Below are 23,578 nucleotides of genomic sequence, written 5' to 3'. Positions count from 1 at the left end.
CAAAGTTTCCACAAATGAACATTTCCAATTTATGCCACAAGCTAGTTACTCTTAGTTAAGGCTTTTGACTAAAGACTAAAAAACTGTATCTTCCAAAATCAATTTTAAGCACAATGCCAGAAAAAAAACAACTCTCTCTTTTCGACCTTGCAATGATTGTTGTGAGCTTGGTTATTGGAATGGGAATTTTTAGAACTCCTGTTAACGTAGCGAATAAAGCACAAATTCCAGAATTATTCTTTTTAGCATGGGGCGTTGGTGGCTTCGTGGCTTTATGCGGTGCATTAACCTATGCCGAAATAGGCTCTCGCTATCCCGTTACTGGTGGATATTATAAAATTTTCTCTGTTTGTTACCACCCTTCTATTGCATTTGCAATCAATTGTATCATTATAGTTTCCAATGCAGCCTCGGTTGCTGGGGTTTCCTTAATTGGAGCAGAATATTTAAGTAAGGTGATACTAAGTCCTGAAATGCAAACAGCTGAATACCGAATTGTTATTGCAGCTATAAGTATTATCATATTTTACCTCATTAATCTTTTAGGCTTAAAAACCAGCTCTAAAACACAGAATGTGCTTACCATGATTAAAATTGTAATGGTTCTCACCTTAATTTGCGCTGTGTTTTTTGGGGAACAAACCTCCAGTATTACTCCAATTTTTAATAGTACATCTGGTTTGCCTGCTACATGGAGTGATTATGGAAAAGCCCTTGGCCTATGCTTAATTGCTGTTTCATTCAGTTTTGGCGGCTATCAACAAACTATCAATTTTGGTGGAGAGGCCAAAGAAGCCAAAAAAGTTATTCCTCGTTCTATCATTATTGGATTGGGTATCATCATCACCTTGTACATGGCTATAAACTATGCCTATGTGAGAGTGATTGGCTTTGAACAACTAAAAACCGCAGAAAGCATTGCCGCTATTTTAGCAGGTAAAATTTTTGGCCCTGCTGGTTTTACGGTTCTTTCTGTATTAATTTTCTTTTCTGTTTTAGGGTACGTAAACGTGAATTTGTTAAGTAATCCACGAGCAATGTATGCCATGGGCGAAGAGAAAGCCTTACCAAGTATTTTTACTAAAAAAACCAAAAAAAATGATGTAATGATTGTGAGTTTAACAGTATTTACCATTATTGCAATCCTAACTTTATTTTATGCTCAAACCTTTGATAAGATTTTGAATTATACCATATTTCTGGACAGCATCGGAATGGCTTTTTCTGCAGCAGCTATTTTCTATTTACGTAAAACAACAGCACACTTAGATAAAAGCACTATTTATACTATGAAATTTTACCCGGTTATGCCTATAATTTTTATCGCAGCGTATTTATTTGTAACCGTTAGTATTTATAGTGACGACCCCAGTGCTGCTACAAATGGTTTAATTATATTTTTAGGGTTTGTAGTTATTTACTTCATTTCTAGATTTTTCAATAATAGAAAAGTAAAAACTAACTAATGGATTTATCATACATATTAAATGAATTAGGCGAAGAACGCGAAAACTATTTTAATGCAATTGCTCCGCCGATTATTCAAACTAGCAATTTTAAATTTAATACTGTTGAGGATTTTAGGGCGGCATTGGCTGATGAATATAAGGGTAATTTATATTCAAGAGGATTTAACCCAACTATAGATATTTTAAGAAAAAAATTAGCTGCATTAGATGGAGCTGAAGATGCTTTGGTTTTTAGCAGTGGAATTGCAGCAATTACAGTTCCGATTTTAGCACTATTGCAAAGTGGAGATGAAGTAGTATGCGTCGAAAATCCTTACAGTTGGACTATTAAATTATTTAAAGAATTTTTACCCAAATACGGGGTAACAACAACTTTTATAGATGGTACAGATTTAAGTCAGTTCGAAAAGGCAATTACCAATAAAACAAAGTTAATTTATCTCGAATCGCCAAATACCTTTAGTTTCGATGTGCAAGATTTAGAAGCTGTAGCTAAAATTGCTAAAGGAAAAGGTATTTTAACAATGATTGATAATAGTTATTGCTCTCCTCTTTATCAGCAACCAATTGCGTATGGAATTGATTTAGTAGCGCAATCTGCCACCAAATATTTGGCCGGTCATAGTGATGTGGTCGCCGGTGTTTTAACAGGAAAGAAAGATTTACTAGAAAAAATTTTCAACAAAGAATATTTGAATATCGGTGCAGCATTAGCTCCTCAAAATGCATGGCTTTTATTACGTGGATTAAGAACATTACCAATTAGACTAGAAAAGATTAGCGAAACTGCTGATAAAGTAATCGCTTATTTAAATTCACATTCTAAAATAGAGAAAGTTTTACATCCCTTTAGCAAAGACAACAAAGATTTAGTTCTTGCCAAAAAACAAATGAAAAAGTGTGGGGGATTATTCAGCATTGTTTTAAAAGATTCAAAACTAACCAAAATTGAAACTTTTTGCAATGGTTTAAAGCATATTTTAATGGCAGTTTCTTGGGGTGGTTATGAAAGTTTAATTATTCCAGCATGTGCGGGAATTAGCAAAACCGATTTCGATGCAGCCAATAATAGGCACGTGTTGATAAGAATTTATGTAGGATTGGAAGAAGCTGAGTATATTATCGCTGATTTAGAACAAGCCCTCTCAAAAATTTAAATGCCACTACAAACGCTACCTTTTAAAAAACAAATTGCTTATTGCGCCGGGATGATGGGTTGGAGTATCATGACCAATCTTATTATCGTGATGTTACCTTATTTTTATTTACCTCCGAGTAATTCAGGATTAGTTCCTTTAGTGCCGCAATTATTGGTTTTTGGCGCATTCAATATTCTTTCATTAATTGCAGCTTCGGGCAGGTTATTTGATGCGGCTTATGATCCATTAATTGCTTCGGTGAGTGATAGCAGTACAAATCCAAAGGGCAGACGTTTTCCTATTATGCGCTGGGCAATTTTACCTGCGGTAGTATGTTGTAGTTTAGTTTTCTACCCCATAGTTAAGGGTGAAAGTTTAAATAATGCATGGTGGTTAACTATTGTATTGGCAGGATTTTTTATTTCAGTTACTACTTATATTATTCCTTATAATGCTTTGTTGGCAGAATTAACACATACACCTGAAGAAAAGGTAAAGCTTTCTACTTTTCAACAAGTTGGTTTTGTTTTAGGGATGATTTTAGGTGCGCTTTGCAATAACTTTGCTGATTTAATTCAAACAGTTTTTCACGTTACAGAGCGTTTTCATGCTTTGCAATATACCATTTGGGGATTAAGCATTTTCTCTGGTTTGGTAATGATTTTGCCAATCGCTTTTATTAAAGAAAGGGATTATGTAGATAGTAAGCCAACTCATATTCCACTATTACCCGCAATTAAAAATACTTTTAGAAACGCCAATTTTAAATATTATTTGATTTCTGATTTTACTTATTATACTGCTTTGAGCTTGATGAGTAGCGGTTTATTATACTTCGTTACGGTTTTATTGGGTTTACCAGATTCTGATGGCGGTAAATTTATGGGGTTGATGGTTGTTTTATCTTTAGTTTTTTATCCGTTTATAAATGTTAGCGCTAAAAAGTTTGGAAAAAAACCACTCGTACTTTTAGCGTTTGGCATTTTGAGTTTAATATTTGTTACCATTTTCTTTTTAGGCAAATTACCTTTTGAACCTGCAAATCAGATGTATCTATTGGTAATTTTTGCATCGTTTCCATTAGCCGCTTTAGGAATTCTACCAAATGCTATCTTGGCAGACATTGCTCAAAAAGACACTATAGAAACAGGCGAAAATCATGAAGGAATGTTTTTTGCTGTAAAATACCTTTTCGTAAAACTTGGCCAGACGTTGGGTATAGCCATTTTTGCTATGCTTACGGTTTATGGTAAAGACCCAGGAAACGATTACGGTTTGAGGCTAAATGGTGTAGTTGGTTTTGCATTGTGCTTATTAGCTCTTTTGTTTTTTACGAGGTTTAAGGAGGTTAGGGAGAAGTGAGATATGAGATTGGTCCATAATAAAAACTTGAAATGACAAAAAATAATTATTATAGATTAGCGAGCATTTTATTGTTGATAACTAGTTTATTATCTTGTATGGAAACTAAAGAAAAAGTTGCTTTTAAATTATTTAATGAAGGGGTAAAATATTCTCTTGATGCGGGAGATGAATTTGAAAAAGGAAAAATTGAACCTGCATTTGAACTTAATAAAAATGCGATTGATAAATTTCTAGAAACTTACAAAACAGATAGCACTCATCAATTGGTTAAAAGTGCTTTATGACATAGTTATTATCTACAAAAAGATTATGAAAATGGAATAAAATGGTATGAGCTGGCAAACAAATTAGATGGTCCTTTTGCTGTAAATTATAGAGAACTAGGTTTATGCAAAATAAATTTAGGGGATATCAAAGATGGGGCATCAGATTTAGAAAAGTCTTTCCAATTAGACAAAAGCAAAGAAAATAAAGAAATAACACTCTTAGACCTAAAGGACATTGGAGAGTTAGCCTTTAGATATGGAGAAGATTATGAGAAAGAAGGAGAAAAAGAAAAAGGCTTAGGTTATAAAAAATTTGCTATTGGTGTTTTATGGGTTGCAAGTAATTTTGATACTACAAATCTCGAAATAAAAAATAGGATAGCAGAATATGCTGGAAATATTGGCGATTTAAATACAGTGAAAAAATTTAAGACTAAGTAGTATTTTCTCATTACCACGTCCTTCTTCCTTTGTTCTATAAACCTGACTTAGCGAAAATACTTTTACCAATCCCCCTTTAGGGAATCTAGGGGTAAAAGATTGTAGCGAGGGTAGGACTGTAATTGCCGAAAAGCACTGACATTAGTTTTCCAGTTATCAATTTTCAGTTTACAGTTTTCAGTTTTTGAATTTAACTACAGGAGATTGCTTCGTCGTGCCTCCTCGCAAAGACGAATTGTTTAAATAATTTACTTACCTTTATGCCGAAGCAGAATTTCTTTATCATTTAAAGCAACTCGCAAGTTAGTCCTCCCAGCAATGATTGTTCTAGCTTCTTCGACATTTTACACTTAAAAATTATACTTTGTTATTTTCAGAATTAAACCTCATAGCCCCTATTTTAAAGGCGCTTGAAACCGAAGGTTATACACAACCTACACCAATACAAGAGCAATCTATACCTTCAATTTTACAAAAACGCGATCTATTAGGCTGTGCTCAAACTGGTACTGGTAAAACCGCAGCATTTGCTATACCAATGTTGCAATTGTTAGATAAACCACATACAAATACAAAAGGGCCTAAACCAATTAGAGCCTTAATTTTAACTCCAACAAGAGAATTAGCCATTCAGATTGAAGAAAGCTTTAAGGCTTATGGCCGTAACTTACCTTTAAAACATTTGGTAATTTTTGGTGGTGTTGGACAAAAATCACAAACTGATGCCCTGCATAGAGGTGTTGATATTTTAGTGGCAACTCCTGGTCGTTTATTAGATTTAATGAACCAAGGTTTTGTAAACCTACGCGAAATTGAAATTTTTGTATTGGATGAAGCAGACCGTATGTTAGATATGGGCTTTATTCATGATGTGAAAAAAGTAATCGCTAAATTACCTGCTAAAAGACAAACTTTGTTTTTCTCGGCTACAATGCCTACAGAAATTCAGAAGTTATCTAGCACCATTTTAACAAACCCTGTAAAAGTTGAGGTTACTCCGATTTCTTCTACAGCAGAAAAAATTCAGCAAGCAGTTTATTTTGTTGAGAAAAATGACAAAAGAAGCTTATTGGCTCACTTATTAAAAGACAAAGCAATTGAAACCGTTTTGGTATTTACACGTACTAAACATGGTGCAGATAAAGTGGTTAAGGATTTGATAAAAATCAATATTAAAGCCGAAGCTATTCATGGAAATAAATCACAAAATGCTCGTCAGAGGGCATTAACCAATTTTAAAGCTCGTACAACTCGTGTTTTAGTAGCTACTGACATTGCTGCTCGCGGTATTGATGTAGATGAATTGGCACACGTAATTAATTATGAGTTACCAAACATTCCTGAAACTTACGTACATAGAATTGGTAGAACTGGAAGAGCTGGACTAAGCGGCATTGCCTACTCATTTTGCGATGGCGAAGAGAAAGAATTTTTAGACGATATTGAGAAATTGATTGGGATAAAAGTTCCTGTAAATGAAGATCATCCTTATGCGATGAGCTGGCAAAGCCTACTATCGGCTGCTGCTGATGCAAAAGGTAAGGGAAAGAAAAAAGGGAACCAACGTGAGCCTCGTGAACGTGAGCCAAATTTAAGTGGCGCGAAAAAGAAACCTCATCAAGGTGGTGGAAAACCTAACCATACTGGTAGTACTGCTGGTGCAAACGCTGGTGGTGGTAACCGTAGGTTTAGTGGCGGTGGTAATAGAAGAAGAGATTAGTTAACTGTCATATTGAGCCTTTCGAAACGCTCATCAAATGTCCTTAGACAAGCTACCGATATAAAATCGGCACACGTCAGGATGACAAAACTTTAAATAAAAAATGGTTCGTAGTAATACGGACCATTTTTGTTTCTAGTTTTTGATAAAATATTGGTTTTAGTTCTGAAATTGGGTTTTAGTAGAGATTTATAATCTCTACTTTAATTCCTAAGGATTTAAAATTCTTAGCCAAAAATACCGGATTGCAGATCCGAACTAACTAATATATTATCTCTCCGTATTATTTGGCCTAGTGTAAACCATTTGCATCACATTGATATTTCGCATTTCAAAAGCTGCTTCGCAATAGTTTAAGTAGTAATTCCACTTACGAATAAAATGTTCATCGAAACCTAAAGCTTCTACTTCATTTAGTTTATTGTTAAATTCGATAAACCATAGCTTTAAAGTTCTAGCATAATCTAAGCCCAAATCTTTTAAATCTACTAATGTTAATTCGCTGCTATTGTTTATAGCTTTATTGATTACCGCAACAGATGGTAATAAAGAACCTGGGAAGATATGTTTTTGTATCCAATCTACGCCAGTACGTAAACTTTCATATCTACTATCTGGACTTGTGATTACTTGAAAAGCTAAAATCCCGTGAGGTTTTAAAACCTCAGCACATTTAGTAAAATAAGTTTCTAAATAATTATGTCCAACTGCCTCTAACATTTCTATTGAAACAATTTTATCAAATTGTCCTTCAATGTTTCTATAGTCTTTAATGATGATTTCGATTTTGTCTGATAATCCTGCAGCTGCAACTCGCTCTTGTCCGAGTTTTTGTTGCTCTTTTGAAATGGTTACTGTAGTTACCCTACAACCATAATTTTTAGCCATAAAAATAGCATTTGCACCCCAACCACTTCCAATTTCTAAAACGTGGTCAGTAGCTTTTAACTTTAATTGCTCACAAAGGCGACGGTATTTTTCATCTTGTGCTTCGGCTAATGTTAAATCTGGTGTTTTAAAATAAGCAGCAGAATAGGTCATTGATTGGTCTAAGAAAGTTGCAAAGAAATCATTGTTTAAATCGTAGTGTTCTGCAATGTTCTTCTGTGATCCTGTAATGCTATTTGAACGATTATTATGGTAAATTCTATTGAACCATTTAAATAAATTTAATCCTAAAGATTTCACTTTACTTCCAGAAACTAAGGGTGCATTATCGATATTCAGGATAATCCATTTAATTAAATTGGTAATACTATCTGTTTCCCAAAGACCATTAACATAAGCTTCACCAAAACCAATATCTCCATATAAAATCACACACTTAAAAAAACCTACATTTTTAACTTCCAAATTAGCTCTGTATTTTGAAGTTGGATTACCTATTTGCAAATTTTCTCCACTAGGCAAAGTCAAGGTCAAAAAGCCTTTGTTCATTTTACAAAGTGCATTTATAACTATATTTTCATAAAAGCTTGATTTCAATTTTGTTAGAGAGAGAGATGACATATTTACTACTAATTGTTTTTATAAGGTTTATATACGTCTTTTTGTAAATGTTGGTTTGCCGCTTTTGGATGATAGTTTATTTTCTTTAACCATAATTTAAATGCTTGCCAATGAATTAGACCCATCACTCTTAAGGGTATCATAGGAATAGCAAAGAAATAGCGCAACATATTTGCATTTGATAATGCTTTTTGCTCTCCTTTTAAAGTGCTGATAAAAAATCGCTCCCCATCTTTATCATAATCATCAATCTTAATTTCCAATTTTTCTGTCGGAATTACAAGGTTAAAATCGAAAAAACTGTCTAGATCTATAAATGGAGATACATAGAAGTGTTTTTGAGTTCTCTGCCTGAAAGTATTTCCATCCAATTCATCCTTACCAAAAAAGAACATTTTCATTTCATGGTAAGTATTACTAATCTCAACCACTGCGCAAAGCGGAAAATTATTTTCATCAAAACAGAAATAAAAAGAAACAGGGTTGAAGTTATACCCAAGTACAGATAAATTAGTGAGCAACTTGATTTTACCATTGCCAATCTCCACATTGTGAGATTTTAAGTAAGTTGTGATTTGCTGTTTTATTGAGTTTTGAATTGTGGGTTTTGAGATTTGAGAAGTTAGAGTTTTAGTCTTTCCACTTCCAGTTTTCCGTTCTAACTCTATATGGTCTTTATCTCTAAAACTGAATAAATTAAACTTGTTATAACTGAACCAACGAAGTTTTTTATCTAGAGTTTCCAACTCATCTAAATCGATATAGAACATATATACATTGTACCAGAAACTGTGCTTCTTAGGTGCTAACCTATGATGCATTACTTTGGCGGAATATATGAATGAAGTTATGTTCATTTTTTTGTCTAGTCGTCATTGCGAGTGCAGTGAAGCAATCTTTCTTGCTAAATAGATTGTTTCGTCATTCTTCTCCGATAAATCGGAGCAAGCTCTGCAATTACGCATTACAGTAATTTACATAAATTCACCGCACTTTTATATGCATCTTCATGAAATCCATATTTAAAATAGCTACCACAGTAATAAACTGGCCCAGTTTCATTTAGTTTATATAATTCTTCTTGTGCTTGCATTGCCGGCACATCAAACAAGGGATGTTCATATGCAATTTCCCTAATTATTTTGCTCTTATTAAGCGTAGCTGAGGGATTGATGGATACAAAATAGTCAACCTTATCTGAAACACCTTGTAATTTGTTCATCCAGTAAATGGTACTTGGCACCAAAACATCACCTTGCTTTTCTACCCTGTAATTCCAACTGCTCCAAGCTAATTTTTTCTTTGGCATTTGATTTTTATCTGTATGCAGAATAGCTGTATTAGGTTGGTATTTAAATTTGGAAAGCAATTGTTCTTCGTCTTCAGTTTTATGCTTTACAATTTGATAGGCTTGATTGGCATGGGTTGCAATGATCACTTTGTCAAATTCTAATTCCACTCCTTGTGAAGTTGTTACTAAAACTTTGTTACTTTCCAATCGCAAAACACTTACAATTTCGGTATTGATCCTAATCTGATTTCTAAACGGCTCTATCAATTTTTCACGGTAAGCCTGACTTCCATTATGCAATGTAAACCATTGATGTTGTGTATCCAATCCTAAAAAACCATGATTTTTAAAGAAACGAATTAAAGATACTGCCGGAAAATCTAAAATTTGTTCCATTGGGGTTGACCAAACTGCAGAGCTCATAGGAATGAGGTATTTCCAAACCATATCTTTGGCATAACCGAACTCCTTAACATATTGACCGAGAGAATAATTCGCATATTTTGGGTCATCTAAAATGGCTACACTTTCTTTGTTGAAACGATTAATCTGCATCAACATTTTTAAAAAAGAAGGGTTAAAAATATTCCGTTTTTGCGCAAAAAGATGTTTCATACTTGAGCCCGAATACTCTAATCCACTAGGCAAGTATTGCACACTAAAAGACATATCAGTTTTTTTAACTGGGGCATCGATTTCTTTAAACAATTCACACAAATTTGGATAAGTCTGATAGTTAAAAACCATAAAACCCGTGTCTATATAAACAGGTTTTCCATCTTCTTCAACAGTAGCCGTATTTGTATGTCCTCCAATGTAATTGAGCTCTTCAAAAAGTGTAATATCGTATTTCTTGTGGAGGAAATGTCCACAACCCATTCCTGCTATTCCAGTTCCTATTATTGCTAACTTCAACATATATTTATTTAAAGTTTGTCATTCTGAGGAAGGAAGAATCTCTTAATAAGATTCCTCGTAAACTCGGAATGACAAAAACTACTTCTTTTCAAAAAGATAGTGACAAACCATCCACTCGTTGCCTTTATTGTAATTGAATAATTCGGCACAAGACATATAGAACAAACGCCAATAAACCCACCATTTTACAGCTTGCCCATTGCCATAGGTATTCTCTAAAATTGGCATAATTTCTTTCTTATGCTTATCCATATTGCTTAACCAAGCTTCAGAAGTTTTACCATAGTTAGTTCCATTTACCACCCAATGATTAGTGATTTTTAAATCGTCGTTAAAGTAGAAAAATAAATGGTTTGAGGGCATTATTCCGCCAGTAAAAAAGTATTTACTCATCCAATCACTTTCATCAATAACCTCATATTTATAGGCTAAAGTTTTATGTGTAAAAATATGAACAAATAATTTTCCCTCAGATTTTAAAAATGATGAAACTTTGGCCAACAATAGTTTATAGTTACGCATGTGCTCAAACATTTCTACTGATACTACTCGATCAAAAATATCTGCAATAGTGAAATTATTCATATCTGCTGTCAAAACAGTTAGGTTTTCTATGCCTCTTTGTTTTGCAGTTTCATCTATAAAAATCTTTTGTGTAGCAGAATTAGAAACAACTGTAAACCTACTTTCTGGAAATTTTGCCGACATATATAGCGACAATGAACCCCAGCCACATCCTAATTCTAAAACATTTTGTCCGCTTTGTAAATCAGCTCTTTTACAAGTCAGAGCCAACATATCATCCTCAGCAGTATCAATGTTTTTTACACCCGGTTTCCAATATCCACTGCTATATTTTAAGTTTTTACCTAGACAAAATTGGAAAAACTCAGTTGGCAATTCATAATGCTGCTCATTGGCATCTTTAGTGTTTACAGCAATTGGAGATACTTTCAGTTCATTAACCAAAGTGATAAATTTTCGCTGTTGTAGTTCTTCATCACCTACGGTTTCATCTGTTATGCGTTGTTTTAGCAGTTTTCTAATCCCAGCTCTTAAAATTGGATCTGGAAGTTTATCGTTTTCTATCAATTTATCGTACCACATATGGAATTTTACTTGTGAGTTCGAGCTGCGAATTCTGTAGTTGGATATACAACTTGACGCATAACCTTTAACTCGTAACCTTTAACCTTTTTTCCACCATGGAAAAAAAGCATTTGTTGTTTCTTGATATCTTTTATAAGCTACAGGCTTGCTGCGTAAGTTTTGTTCTTCGTTATTAGGCACACCTGTAACCTTTAGTAATAAATATAAAATTATAGCAGGGCTGATGATTGCCAAAACGCCCCAAGGAGTCGCTAATGCGAAAATGAAATACGACATCCATGTTAACCACTCGAAGAAATAATTAGGATGACGACTGTAGTACCACAATCCGGTATCACAAACTTTGCCTTTATTTTTTGTATCTTTTTTAAATACTGCCAATTGATGATCCGCAATCATTTCTCCAAAAAAAGAAATTACCCAAATACCTAAACCAATATATTCTAAAATAGAAATCTCAGTATTTGGATTGGCCATGATGATAAAAAACGGAATAGCTAATAACACATTTGATATGGCTTGAAACTGAAAGAAAAAGAAAAAATTTCTATCGGCTTTGTTTCCCCATTCTTTTCTTAACTGCACATATCTACCTTCTTCCTCATCTAAATGACCAATAACACGTTGCCAAAGATGAAGTCCTAATCTTAGTTCTGCGATTAAAAACATACTACTAATTAAAATTTTACGCGTCTCAAATCCTTCCGACAGTAAAAAAGTGATAACCGTAATTACAGGGAAATTGAGCGCCCAAAAGACATCAACAACACCAGCATTTTTGATTTTTTTCGCCCAAATCCAAACCAAAAACATAATGATACAACAAGCAATTAATGAGAGGAGTGCAATGAAAAGTAGATGTTTGTAATCCATTTTAAAGTATAAAGTATTTAGTATCGAGTATCAAGATAAACAACCTTAGCCTACCTATTGCCAACCAATTCTTTAACACCTTCTCCTGGTTTAAGTTTGAATAGTTTAATCAACACATAAGCACAAGTTGCAATGCTCCCTAAACATACGAATAAAATTACCCAAACGATTTTAAGAAATATAGATTTCTCCTTGTAAAACATCCACAGAGTGATGATAAAAATGTTAGCGTAAAAATCCCAAAGTGTAGCTCTCATCCAAGGAATTGAGCCTAAAAAATCCCATTCTTTAAACAAGGAATTTTCTAAGCTTGTACTAATAACTATATAAGTTACCCAAACTAAAAGGGTAGAAAAAATGACTTTTAAGGTTGTAATCATATCTTTTTTTTGAAAAGCAATGGTAGTGCTACTATTTATGTTAGTCCTGCTTTTTGGTACAAGTCCCGATGAAAAATCGGGAGCTTTCCCCTCCAATCAGGTTTAGCTAACTATCTTATTGCAATAAACGAAAAAAGAGTAAGCGGAGTTTTTAGAAAACAAAAAAGGTTGATGAAACACCAACCTTTTTAATATCCTATTCAGAAGAGAATGCTGAGTTTATACTTTTCTAATTCTAATGATATGCATCCAATGTAAAACCTTCATTACTGGGTAAGTTGGATCAAACTCCCACCACTTAGATGAGAATTTTGGGCTATTTGGTTTTTTATGGTGGTTATTTTGAAACAATTCTCCCATTAGTAAGAAATCCCATGGTAAAGAGTTTTTGCTATGGTCGTCATTATCATGATTTGAATAACCATATTTATGACCACACCAATTAACAATTGCACCATGTAATGGACCCATTAAAAAGTGAATCGGCAATAATAAAAACATCCACCAATATTCAGCAAATGCAATATAGAAACCAATATAAAATAAACCACAAGTAATTCTCCAAATCCATGAATCGCCAATTCTATCTACTAATGGCCACTCTGGATAGTTGCCTCTAAAAGCAGGCTCTGGCTCTATTTTATATTTTAAATAGTCCATATACATATTTTTGGTAGCAATCATCATCCCAAAAACATCCTTAAAAAAATGTGGTGAATGTGGGTCTTTTTCCGTGTCGCTGTAAGCATGGTGCATCCTATGCAAAATAGCGTAAGCTCTTGGATTTAAGAAAGATGAGCCTTGAGAAATAAGTAAAATTAGATAAAAGAATTTTTCCCAGAAGGGCTCCATTTTAAACATTTTATGCGATGAATACCTGTGCAGAAAAAATGTTTGACTAAATAGCGATAAAAACCAATGGGCAATAAAGAAGATTAAAATGATCATGTATTAGGAAGTGTGTGCTTTATAAACGAATTTTAGAGTGATTAGGTTTTAATCCGTTACAAAATAAAGTGTGTAATTAAGAAATCTGTCTATTTACTGACAAACAGATTTCTAGTAAGTGAAGGTTAACAATTATCTACCGAAATCGTCTTGAACACGAACAATGTCGCTTTCATCAGAAGGGTTTTCTGCATCAGTATGTTGCCAAATTTCAGCTACAACTCCCCAATCATTTAAACCAATTAAACGATGACGTTCACCTTGTTGTAATTTGATTTGATTGGTTGGATGATATTCTTTTAACTCTCCTTCTTCGTCTGTTTGGCTAGTTTTAATACCAACTGTACCAGAAACTACTTGCCAAATTTCTGCTCTGCGGTGATGATACTGCCAAGATAAGCGAGTATTTGGGGCTACAATTAAAATCTTCGGACTTAATTTACCACCAATTTTTAGACTATCAACATCTAAACCATCAAAATAAGTATCTGCAAATTGTTGTGCTTGCGCTTCATCTATTACAAAAAAACCACCCCATGGACGAGTTTCATCACGGTTTACAATGTTAAAACCTTCTATATTTAAGCGCTGAGCTACGGTATCGAATATTTCTGTTTTTTTAGTTTCCATATTTTTACTGATCAAGGTCATCAACAATTTGTTTAATTATTGTTTGTTGATTATCCTTAACTTTTACGGTGTAAAAATAAGGGTTACAAATTAAAAAAGCCCTTTCGGGCTTTATATTTTTACAAGAAATCTTTAAATTATTTTATCTCACTCACCACAATGTCTGTAGTTAAGCCTACTGATTGTAAGATAATAGGGAAAGCTGCATTATTTAATATCCATAGCTCCATTTTACCATCTTCACTAACTACATGTGTAGCATCTACTTCTTTACCACCTAATTTCATTGGGCTTGAATCTGACGCTTTAATTTTAAAATTAATTCCACTGTAAGGGAATGCTTTTTTATCAATTAAAGATTTGTATGCCGTTTTAGAAATTATTCCAAAAGTTTCTTCATCTGATAATTTTGTAGCCCCTGAAGCTGGTTGGGTAGGCACATAAACTTTACTACCGCTTTCTAAAGATTTTGCGGTCATTTCAAAAGTTCCCTCGCCATAACCATTAACAGCCCATGCAATAGAAACTGGACCTGACATACTTTTTATAGTTAATAATAGAGGATATGCCTGGCCTTCAACATAAGCACTACAATGTAATACAGTACCTACTTTAATCTCTGGTAAGATTTTTTGAGCATACACTGCTATTGAAAAAATAAAGGCAATTAACGTAAAGATGATTTTTTTCATTTTGGGAAAATTATTTGACTTGAAGGTAAAATATTATTTCTTTAATCTAAAATATTTAATTTAACGAAATGGATACTCATTTTAAATCGTTCAATATTTATGAATTATCTATTAATTTGGAGAACCGATTAACCATTACTGTTCTCTCTTCCAATCACTCACCACAACATTTCAACTTGGAACATCCTAGAACTTTGTCTGATTGAGAAGCGGATTACCACTAGCATTTACTTGAAAGGTGCTAATACTGTCAGCTTGATCTATTTCTACAATTCGATAGCCACGATAGCCTGTACCCCAGTTTCCACCAATATGGGCATCAAAAAAATGTGGTAGTTTTCCTGTATAGAATACAGAGTCTAAGCTATGGTCATGCCCATGAAACACAGCTTTTACATTTGTATAACTGTGCAAAAGTTTAATTGTTTCGGCGCATTCAACAAAAGGGTTTTCAGGCACCCACAAATGCGGCGGGATATGCAATACTACAAATACAGTTTTCAATTTACTGACCTTTTCTAGCTCCCTTTTCATAAATAAATTGTCAGGGCAAAGATAGGTTCCCTTACTATTTGAAGTATTTGCCAGCACAAAACCAACGCCATTTTTTTCAAAAGAATAATTGTCTTCATAACCAAAAACCGATTTCCATAAGGCGGTGTCAGCATGATCATGATTACCCGGCAATGCATAAAATGGAACTTTTAGCTGATCATAATAATCTTTTTTCACTTCTTGCAAAAGTTCTGGTCTATCATGCACTAAATCGCCGTTGATGATCACAAAATCCAAAGGGTTAGAATCATGTGCCTGATTGAGCCATTGTACCATTTCTTTATGAAATTTTTTATACTCGGTCCCAGGCTGCCCATAGTGACCATCAGATACTAGTGCAAAACGCAGTTTCTTCTTTTCTTTGTTATCTTTATTATTGAGTTCTGATGTAGTTTCAACCGCTCTTGATATCGAATTGAGGCCTACTAAAGCTAAACCTGCAATACTTCCCTTAATAAAAAAACGTCTATCTGCCATGTAAAAAATGATTTAGATATACAATGATAGCTCAAAAACAACAATCAAATATAAACGTTAGATTAATTTTAAGTAAATACTCAGATGGATTTCTGGGCATTTTTATGTTTTTTGTGTCTGCATTAATTAAGTAAACCTAGCTCATCTATTTCGCCATTAGCTAATTTGAAGGTATTTAACTTAGGGTTAAATCTTTCCTATACTATTTGGTTCAAAACAGAAAACAGGCAATGAATGAGATTGCGTTTTATAAAAAAGGCCTCCGAAACCTATTTAATTTAACCTAAACATAATATTTCGTTAAAAATAGATCGGCTTTTAAGCTGTTTCTTCGTATTGCAATTCACATTATCATTTTCCATGGTTAAGGTATTTATCGCAGGATTTCCTCTTCACTTCCAAGAAATAGAACTAGTTCAGTTGATTGCCATTTATGGTGAGGTTGTGACTATTAAGATTGTGCGGGATAGACAGACCCAAAAAACCAAGGGTTATGCTTTTATTGAAATGGCAGATTCTGAATCAGCTGAGAATGCCATAGCAGCACTGAGTGGCACCAAAATAGGTGATCGAGAACTAATATTAAACAAGGTTCCTGAAAAAGAGGCACCTTCTCCATCGCCAATCAGCAGACAATTTCATCAAAAATCAGTAAATAACAAGCCGATAGCTAAAAAGAAACGTCCACGTAAGCATGGTCACAAACCAGTAAACCAAGCCCTATCTTCTTAATTAAAATTTGCATTTGTTATTGCTCAAAAATAGATAGGTGCCATCCGTTTCCAATCAGCAGCCCTATGCGCATTGCCTTCCCAGATATGCAACTGGCTAGGAAGTTCCTTTTCGCTAAGTAGTCTTTTAAATTCGATATTGCCCTGAAGAAAAGGATCCTCACGACCAACCGCAAGCACCACTTCCAAATCTTGAAGCTCTGAGAGCAGGTAACCATCTGCAAGATTTGGCACAAACTGTAAGGGCATACTGAAATACACAGCCTCATTATGATGCCCATCTAAAAGATCTCTAAAGTCACCAAAATTTCTGGTTAAATCATACCTCCCACTTAGCCCAACTGCTCTTCGGAAAAGCCAAGGATATTTCATTGCAATATTAACTGCATGGTAAGCTCCCATGCTACAGCCTGCCGTTTGAATAAACCCACCATCGTTTACCTTATAAATCAGTTGCACCACCTCATTGACCAGATAACCTTCATACTGCTGGTGTCTCGCAATCCGAACTTCCGGATGTTCATCTCTATTATAGAAACTTTCTGCATCAACACTATCTACACAGAAAAGCTGAAGAGATCCTGATTCAATCTGCTCTCGTAGCGCATCTACCACACCCCAATTCTCATAGTCATAGAACCTGGCCATTCTGGTAGGAAAAAAGAGTACTGCCTTTCCACTATGACCAAAGACTAACAGTTCCATATCACGTTGAAGACTATTGCTGAACCATTTATGGTATTCCCTTTTCATAAGATAGAAACTTTGCCGAAATATAGAAGAAGCTTATTACCTTGAGATTAACACAAGATGATATTTTATACTACGGCAGGAAAAGCTTCGGCTAAAGCATCTCCTATCAACTGGCGCCAAAGTACATAGCCCGTAGTGCTAAGATGTAATCCGTCATCGGCATACATTTCCTGAAATGGCAACCCATTTCTATCTAACATGCCTTTAAAAAGATTAATAAATCTCCAATTTGTATCACACCTGATGATCTCGCTCTCGATAAGGTTATTGGTATACTTAAACTGTTCGGCCATATGCCACCGGGCTGGACTAGGTTTGAGCGAAACAAAATAACAAGGAATATCACCAAAACGCAGACTACACTTGGCCATCAGCTGCTGAAAAAAAATCAGGATCTCTTCTGGGTGTCTCCCGTCTCCAAGGTCATTATCACCAGCATATACCACCAGCGCCTTTGGAGCAAAACCATTCATAAGACGATCGAAGAACCAAACACAACTCGCTAAGGTAGAACCACCAAAACCGAGATTAACCACTCTGCGTGGCAAGAAATCCTCCTCTAGGTTATCCCATAACCTGATGGTTGAACTGCCATAGAAAAGCACATCAGCCACATGCCCCAACTTGGCACACTTAGATTCAACAGACCTTACTTCTTCTTCGTACCAATACATAACATAGCTATAAAAATAAGTATGATTTTTCTTTCCAACCTTAAATTAAGGTTAAATCTAATATAACACTGGAACTAAAACCTAATTTAAGCGACATACGAAAACAAAATTACTAACTAACAAAAGGCGGATGCTATAGCACCCGCCTCTTTAATGCCATTCTTAAGTTTATAAGATGGCGAAACAACTTGGTTTATCCTCTTTAATGAAAAAGCTATGTAAGGTCATTAACTTCATATAGATAACCTTGGTATCTGCTATCCTTTTGCAATATAGATGCTTTGTACCTTGCCGGTTTTCTTCTTAATTATTAGTATTGAACTAAATCATTAACCTCAAAGTAATAGGCCTTGAGTGAGTTTATTTTTCCCTGTATATGCATACTTTGTGTTTTTCCTTGAGATGTCCATTGATCTGGGATTTCCATCTGAATAGCGCTTTCATAAGCATTATTATTGATTACATACTTTTTTGTTTTAGAATTTTTGAGTGAAATGACTGGATAAAAATCAGTACCCGCTTGCGTAGGATTTAGTGTAGGTGGTGGTTTAAGCGTATAGTACGGCGTCCATTTGCCTGGTTTTACACCTGTGGCAATGGGGAGGCTTGTAACGTTAACAATCACCAATTGATTATTTGCATCAAAATAATACTCCAATATATCTGTAGCAATATCTATTGCTTCCAATCCTTTAGGTGCATCAAAATAGAAATTAACTAAATAGTCATTACCCTGTGCAGTAGGATATTCATATTTATCAGACAATTTTACGCCATCGTAAAAAAATTTGGGTACTACGTTATCAGCGTCTTTGATGCTGAATTTTTGTTCGTACACTAATTCTTTTGTGCGTTTATTTTTAAACTGCATTAACAATTCATCATTTGTAAAAGCAAGCTCTGGTTTTGCATATCCAAGTGTAACTTTGCCATAGCAATCCCGAATTTTATTCCCATCAAAATATTGTTCAAGGGTATCGCCAACTACATATCCTCTCATGTCAAAAGGTTTCAGTGCTTTCACATTCTTCACTACAATTTCGCCTTCCTTTTCACAACTAGCCAACAGTAATAGGGAACAAAGAACCAATAGGTAATGTATTTTATATATTTTCATTATTTGGATAATTAAAGGTTATAGGTAAGGGATAAACTAAATGTGGTACCTAAGTAGCGGGTTGAACTTTGTCTGTCGCCAACTTGTCTATTGGTTGCTGGATCTACATATCCTTCTTCAAATTTTTCTGTGAAGCCGAATTTATATTTGAACCTATCCTGCCATTCTTCCCCAACTCCATCGGGTATGATGTCGAAAGTACTTCCGTCATTTATAAAGTGCCTAAAAGGGGCATTCAGTAGGTTACTCATGTTTAGTTTCGATTCCATTTTGCCTTTTAGGAATTTGTAGCTGATCTGTGCATCAAACTGAGAACGTGGTCTTTCATATTCTACCAAATTTGGTTGACTGGCTGTAATAAAAGTTTTATAGCCTGCATGATTATAGGTTAAGTTAAGCCCTAGTTTTTTACCCACATATTGCAACCCTGCGTTGTAAAGCAAGGGTACCTGACCATAAAGGGCACGAGGGTGTTTGATGTAAGTATAATATAGCGAGTCTGTGTTATCTGCCAATACCTTAACTTGGAGTTCTCTTGCTCTCACTGTTGATTTTTGGAGCGTTAGGTTACCACTCAAGTACACATTGGCCAAGAAAGGTACTTTATCAGCAATAAAACCGAGGCTTTTACGTAGCTCAAATTCCCATCCTTTTACTTTTGCCCAATCAGAGTTAGTGATGTTGATATAACCCACTCCATTATTTTCCCTGTCTAAACGGTAAAATTCTGCCGGCTTGTCTAAATATTTATAGAAATAGCCTACTGATAATAATTCCCCAGCTCCTGGAAACAACTCTATCTTAGCATCATAATTATCTATAATGGTACTCGATACACCACTGCTTTTTACTTGTGAACCATAATCAGGATCGAAACGAGAGAATCTAGAATTTTCCATCATACCTGGCCTTACTGCCGATTTAGCATAAGAGGCTCTTATATTCAGTTCTTTAACAGGGCTATAGGTAATATTGGCAGATGGCATAACACGCCAATCTTTTTCTTCAGCAAATATCAATCTGCTATTTTTATCTCCTAATATACTAGCAGCGTTCACTACTGTATCCAACTTGTAATAATCAGATCTTAAACCATAAACTATTCTCAAATTAGAAAACAACTTATGGTCCATCATTACAAAACCACCTTTATTGGCACTTTCAGCCTCAAATTTATTTAAGGAATAATTAGCTGGAAAATAGAATAAGTTACTTCCTGGTCCACTCATATCCATGTAATTTCCCCATTGTTGGATTGGAATTTGGGCTATGGGTATGGTTGATTTGGAGCCGATACTAATTGGTAATATTCCCCAGTTATATTCGGCATGTTTTTTCAGGTAGTTTACGCCAGTTTTAAACGTATGTGAGGTGCTACCAATTTTAAAATCATAAGATACATTAAGAATTGCATCAAAATTTTGCTCTCTAAAAGTATATTGATCACGATGTACAGCGCCAAAACCTGGATCTGAATAACTATTTGGCACATAAAAAGAAAATGGAGCCATGTTGCCAATTTCGCGAGTGTTAATCGATGCTGATACGGCATCTTTTTCTATCGACTTCAAAACGGTTCTTGCTGCACTCCATTCTATTTTTACTTTTCCAATTTTATGTGTGCTACTCAATTTGTTTTGCAACAGGTCGGTAAATTTAGGGCGATCATCTTCTGCTGTACCTGCAAACTTCATGTCGCTGTCGTTTTTAGGGCTTTCATGGCTCCAACCTGTAATCCTGCTAAACCTATTGTCAAAAATACGAGTGTACAGGTTATAGGTATTGATTTGATGACTTGGCGTTTTAAAACCGCCATTTACAAGTAAAGCCATCGTAGTGTTAAAACCGTATATATTTCCTGTATTAACATCGGTTGGGTCATCGCCCCTAGCTGGTTGTTGGCTCCAATCTCCTCTACGCATGCTAGCAATTTCATCGTTAGATTGGGTATTACGATAGCTTGCCGATGCTACAAATCCAATTCTTTTTCTACTTGTACTATCTAGCGCATAAGATCTGCCTATACTAACCTGGTAGTTTTGAGAAGGCATAGCCTTAAAAATTCTGGTGCCCAATCTTTCCGTTCCGCCAATTCTTTTATTCTGCTCGCCAACTTGAGCGGCCTTTATTTTGTTTTGTGCATCTGGTAACCTAGGATCAAACCCACCAAGATTAAATATTCCTTCAGGAAAATGATTTCTCTCGCCATCATCAAAACCAAAATAATCATACTTTCCTCTGCCATAACCCATAAAATCTTTTCCAGTAGTGATTGAGTTAAAAGAAGTTCCTGCACTAAAAGACAGAAAATTTTCATTAGGCACCGATTTAGTAGTAATCTGTATCAATCCACCTGCAAACCCATAAGGCATATCTGCAGTCATAGACTTGGCCACAACTATATTCTCTACCAAATTTGTAGGGATCAGGTTAAATTCAAAATCTCGTTGTTGCACACTAGTACTAGGCAATGTACTTCCGTTTAAAAGTGAAACGTTATAGCGTTCAGCAATACCACGTACCACAACCCTTCTGTTATCGGTTGTGCTTACTCCAGTAATCCGTTTTAAGGTTTCACCAACATGCTTGTCTGGAGTAGCACTAATTTGCTCGGCAGAAATTCCATCTGAAAGGTTGGAGGTGTTTTGTTGCAGTTTATATAGACTTGCTATAGATGCCTTTTTATAACTAGAAGTAACAACAACTTCTTTCAAGCCACTGGAAGCTATTTTTAAAGCAATATTCAATGAAGTATTTTGATTTTCCGTAACAACTACAGCGGTAACACGTTGAGTTTGAAAGGAAATATAGCTAAACTCTAGTGTGTAGGTGCCTGGCTGAAGTTTAATGCTATAGCTTCCATCTGGATCACTTTGCACTACTGCTCCTGTTTCTATGATCTTAATGGATGCACCTGGCAGTGCCCCGCCCATCTCATCTGTTATCTTTCCAGAAATACGACCTGGCTTAGGTGGCACTGGCAATTCACTAATCGCGATTAAGCTACCAAGTTGGGTAAATTTTAAACGTTTAATAGAACTTAATTCCTTTAGCACATCTGCTAAAGATCTTTCTTTGATTAAGAACGCATCTAGTTTCTTATCACCAATCTGTTTAGCAAAGGTAAAAGTGAAACTTGTTTGGTGTTCGATATTTTTAAGCAGTTCAGCAAGAGTGTTATTTTTTAAGGCGAGAGTTACCTTAACCTTATTGATATCCTGTGACTTTACCTCGGCCGCCATTAATACCCCTGTAAGAGTTATGGAGACTATCGTTACCAAAAAGGCAAATCTTGTCATGGCTAAAAGCAGTTTAATTACATTAATTTTTGTAGAATTGTGCATGGTTTTTTAAATGGTTTATTGTCCTTGAAAAATGATGGATCAGAAAAACTTATTTGAGCGGGAGTGTTCCAGCACTTTCGCTCTTTTTTTCTGATATAATAGCTATTGTGTTACATAGGCTAGTCCTCCTTATTAATTAATTCCTTTGTTTTTACCAAACTGTAATCTCATTTCCGTTAATGCTATAGTGGAATCCTCCTGCAATGCTCATTGCTTTCATTACTATTGAAATATTTTGATTGCTTGTGGTTAAGCTAATCTGCTTTTGGCTTATCGATGTATTTTTGAAGAAAAATTTAACCTGATAATGGCGTTGAAGTCGCCTTGTAATATTTGCTAGCGTTTCATTTTCGAAAACAAACTTTCCTCTATCCCATGAACCAATGTCCGCTATTTCCCTTTTAGATTTATTGATTGTGCCACCCGCATTATGATAAATCAGCTCTTCACCCGGAAGAAGCAGATAGGCTGTGCCTTTGCTATCATTTTTAGACGTAACACCAACCATTCCTGTAGCTACAGCCACAGCAATCTCCTTGTCTTCTTTATAAGCACTAATATTAAATGATGTACCTAACACTTGTACATTTAACCTTTCAGTGTGTACTTTGAAAGGTTTTTTTGTATTGTGGGCAATGTCGAAAAATGCTTCTCCAACCAGATAAACTTCCCGTGTTTGGTCATTAAAGTTTGTTGGATATTGTAAGCGACTTTGGGTATTCAGTGTAATCTTAGACCCATCCGTAAGGGTAATGGTTTTCATTTCGCCTACCTTTGTAACAATCTGCTTAAAGGCCACTTCCTCCAACTGTTTACCACGCTTATTAATTGTATAAAATATGCTACTCAGTGCTACTGCGATGAACAGACTTGCTGCAATTGTTTTTAGCCATAATGGTAAACGAACTACCTTTGGTTGAGGAGCTAAAACTGGAAAGAAACGATTTTTAAGATCGGACTTTGAAAGTTCGGATTTAGCCTCTAGCTGTGCTGCGCTTAGCTGTTCGCCCATCACTTCTAACTGAACAAGCCAACGGGCAATCAGTGTTTTTTCTTCTTCGGTTACCAGCCCCTGCTGATATCTTTGAAAAAGTTCGGTAAGTTGTTTTCTTTCCTGCATACACTAGTAATAAGCAGTACTTGGGCGAAAGGCCCAGAAATTAATTGTTAACTTTT

21 protein-coding genes are annotated in these 23,578 nt (G+C 35.0%); 6 read left to right on the top strand and 15 right to left on the bottom strand.

From position 1 onward, the window contains the following. The first annotated feature begins 113 nt into the window (after window positions 1-113). The 5 genes from FA048_RS13160 to FA048_RS13140 all read left to right on the top strand — a co-directional run bounded on the left by FA048_RS13160 (window position 114) and on the right by FA048_RS13140 (window position 6,400). Complete coding sequence (locus tag FA048_RS13160) at window positions 114-1,466, top strand: APC family permease (RefSeq protein WP_136841742.1); 1,353 nt, start codon at window positions 114-116, stop codon at window positions 1,464-1,466. Further along, window positions 1,466-2,626 (top strand): trans-sulfuration enzyme family protein, encoded by a 1,161-nt coding sequence (locus FA048_RS13155; RefSeq protein ID WP_136841740.1) that lies wholly within the window; start codon window positions 1,466-1,468, stop codon window positions 2,624-2,626. The genes FA048_RS13160 and FA048_RS13155 overlap by 1 nt, the downstream gene beginning before the upstream one ends. Continuing rightward, window positions 2,627-3,970 (top strand): MFS transporter, encoded by a 1,344-nt coding sequence (locus tag FA048_RS13150; protein WP_136841738.1) that lies wholly within the window; start codon window positions 2,627-2,629, stop codon window positions 3,968-3,970. It abuts the gene before it with no gap. A gap of 98 nt (window positions 3,971-4,068) precedes the next feature. Beyond that, window positions 4,069-4,257 carry a hypothetical protein gene (locus FA048_RS13145; RefSeq protein WP_136841736.1) on the top strand — a complete coding sequence of 63 codons (189 nt, stop codon included), beginning with the start codon at window positions 4,069-4,071 and terminating at the stop codon, window positions 4,255-4,257. A 787-nt stretch (window positions 4,258-5,044) separates the two neighbouring features. Further along, window positions 5,045-6,400, top strand: coding sequence for a DEAD/DEAH box helicase (locus tag FA048_RS13140; protein ID WP_136841734.1), 1,356 nt, complete (start codon window positions 5,045-5,047; stop codon window positions 6,398-6,400). A gap of 270 nt (window positions 6,401-6,670) precedes the next feature. On the opposite strand, the gene FA048_RS13135 is transcribed toward FA048_RS13140, so the two are convergent. From FA048_RS13135 to FA048_RS13090, 10 genes are all read right to left on the bottom strand, one after another. Beyond that, window positions 6,671-7,837, bottom strand: coding sequence for an SAM-dependent methyltransferase (locus FA048_RS13135; protein WP_225872541.1), 1,167 nt, complete (start codon window positions 7,835-7,837; stop codon window positions 6,671-6,673). A gap of 80 nt (window positions 7,838-7,917) precedes the next feature. After that, complete coding sequence (locus tag FA048_RS13130; protein ID WP_136841731.1) at window positions 7,918-8,766, bottom strand: DUF1365 domain-containing protein; 849 nt, start codon at window positions 8,764-8,766, stop codon at window positions 7,918-7,920. Between the two features lie 107 nt (window positions 8,767-8,873). Continuing rightward, on the bottom strand, window positions 8,874-10,118 hold the full coding sequence (locus FA048_RS13125) for an NAD(P)/FAD-dependent oxidoreductase (RefSeq protein WP_136841729.1): 1,245 nt from the start codon (window positions 10,116-10,118) through the stop codon (window positions 8,874-8,876). A gap of 78 nt (window positions 10,119-10,196) precedes the next feature. After that, entirely contained in the window at window positions 10,197-11,225 is a 1,029-nt protein-coding gene (locus tag FA048_RS13120) for an SAM-dependent methyltransferase (protein ID WP_136841728.1), read from the bottom strand. Between the two features lie 81 nt (window positions 11,226-11,306). Beyond that, entirely contained in the window at window positions 11,307-12,101 is a 795-nt protein-coding gene (locus FA048_RS13115; protein ID WP_136841726.1) for a DUF1295 domain-containing protein, read from the bottom strand. Between the two features lie 50 nt (window positions 12,102-12,151). Further along, complete coding sequence (locus tag FA048_RS13110; protein ID WP_136841724.1) at window positions 12,152-12,481, bottom strand: DUF1475 family protein; 330 nt, start codon at window positions 12,479-12,481, stop codon at window positions 12,152-12,154. Window positions 12,482-12,700: 219 nt separating this feature from the next. Next, window positions 12,701-13,429: an acyl-CoA desaturase gene (locus FA048_RS13105; protein WP_136841723.1), complete on the bottom strand. Its 729-nt coding sequence runs from the start codon at window positions 13,427-13,429 to the stop codon at window positions 12,701-12,703. A 132-nt stretch (window positions 13,430-13,561) separates the two neighbouring features. Further along, window positions 13,562-14,059, bottom strand: coding sequence for a cupin domain-containing protein (locus FA048_RS13100; protein WP_136841721.1), 498 nt, complete (start codon window positions 14,057-14,059; stop codon window positions 13,562-13,564). Between the two features lie 137 nt (window positions 14,060-14,196). Further along, window positions 14,197-14,751, bottom strand: coding sequence for a hypothetical protein (locus tag FA048_RS13095; protein ID WP_136841720.1), 555 nt, complete (start codon window positions 14,749-14,751; stop codon window positions 14,197-14,199). 186 nt (window positions 14,752-14,937) lie between these two features. Beyond that, a complete protein-coding gene (locus FA048_RS13090) occupies window positions 14,938-15,783 on the bottom strand; it encodes a metallophosphoesterase family protein (protein WP_136841718.1) in 846 nt (281 codons plus the stop codon). A 360-nt stretch (window positions 15,784-16,143) separates the two neighbouring features. Between FA048_RS13090 and FA048_RS13085 the strand changes: the two genes are divergently transcribed. Next, window positions 16,144-16,515, top strand: coding sequence for an RNA recognition motif domain-containing protein (locus FA048_RS13085; RefSeq protein ID WP_136841716.1), 372 nt, complete (start codon window positions 16,144-16,146; stop codon window positions 16,513-16,515). A 23-nt stretch (window positions 16,516-16,538) separates the two neighbouring features. On the opposite strand, the gene FA048_RS13080 is transcribed toward FA048_RS13085, so the two are convergent. The 5 genes from FA048_RS13080 to FA048_RS13060 all read right to left on the bottom strand — a co-directional run bounded on the left by FA048_RS13080 (window position 16,539) and on the right by FA048_RS13060 (window position 23,522). Then, window positions 16,539-17,267: an esterase family protein gene (locus FA048_RS13080; protein WP_136841714.1), complete on the bottom strand. Its 729-nt coding sequence runs from the start codon at window positions 17,265-17,267 to the stop codon at window positions 16,539-16,541. A 65-nt stretch (window positions 17,268-17,332) separates the two neighbouring features. After that, window positions 17,333-17,941, bottom strand: coding sequence for a GDSL-type esterase/lipase family protein (locus FA048_RS13075; RefSeq protein WP_136841712.1), 609 nt, complete (start codon window positions 17,939-17,941; stop codon window positions 17,333-17,335). A gap of 310 nt (window positions 17,942-18,251) precedes the next feature. Continuing rightward, entirely contained in the window at window positions 18,252-19,058 is an 807-nt protein-coding gene (locus FA048_RS13070) for a hypothetical protein (protein ID WP_136841710.1), read from the bottom strand. An 11-nt stretch (window positions 19,059-19,069) separates the two neighbouring features. Further along, the gene (locus tag FA048_RS13065) at window positions 19,070-22,402 is read right to left on the bottom strand and encodes a TonB-dependent receptor (protein ID WP_136841709.1); all 3,333 of its coding nucleotides are present in this window, start codon (window positions 22,400-22,402) and stop codon (window positions 19,070-19,072) included. A gap of 151 nt (window positions 22,403-22,553) precedes the next feature. Continuing rightward, complete coding sequence (locus FA048_RS13060) at window positions 22,554-23,522, bottom strand: FecR family protein (protein ID WP_136841707.1); 969 nt, start codon at window positions 23,520-23,522, stop codon at window positions 22,554-22,556. Window positions 23,523-23,578: the final 56 nt, after the last annotated feature.

This window comes from Pedobacter polaris (genome assembly GCF_005116505.1).
Lineage (GTDB): Bacteria > Bacteroidota > Bacteroidia > Sphingobacteriales > Sphingobacteriaceae > Pedobacter > Pedobacter polaris.
The sequence above is the reverse complement of the archived record's forward strand: the minus strand, read 5'-3'. Positions and strand labels throughout refer to the sequence as shown.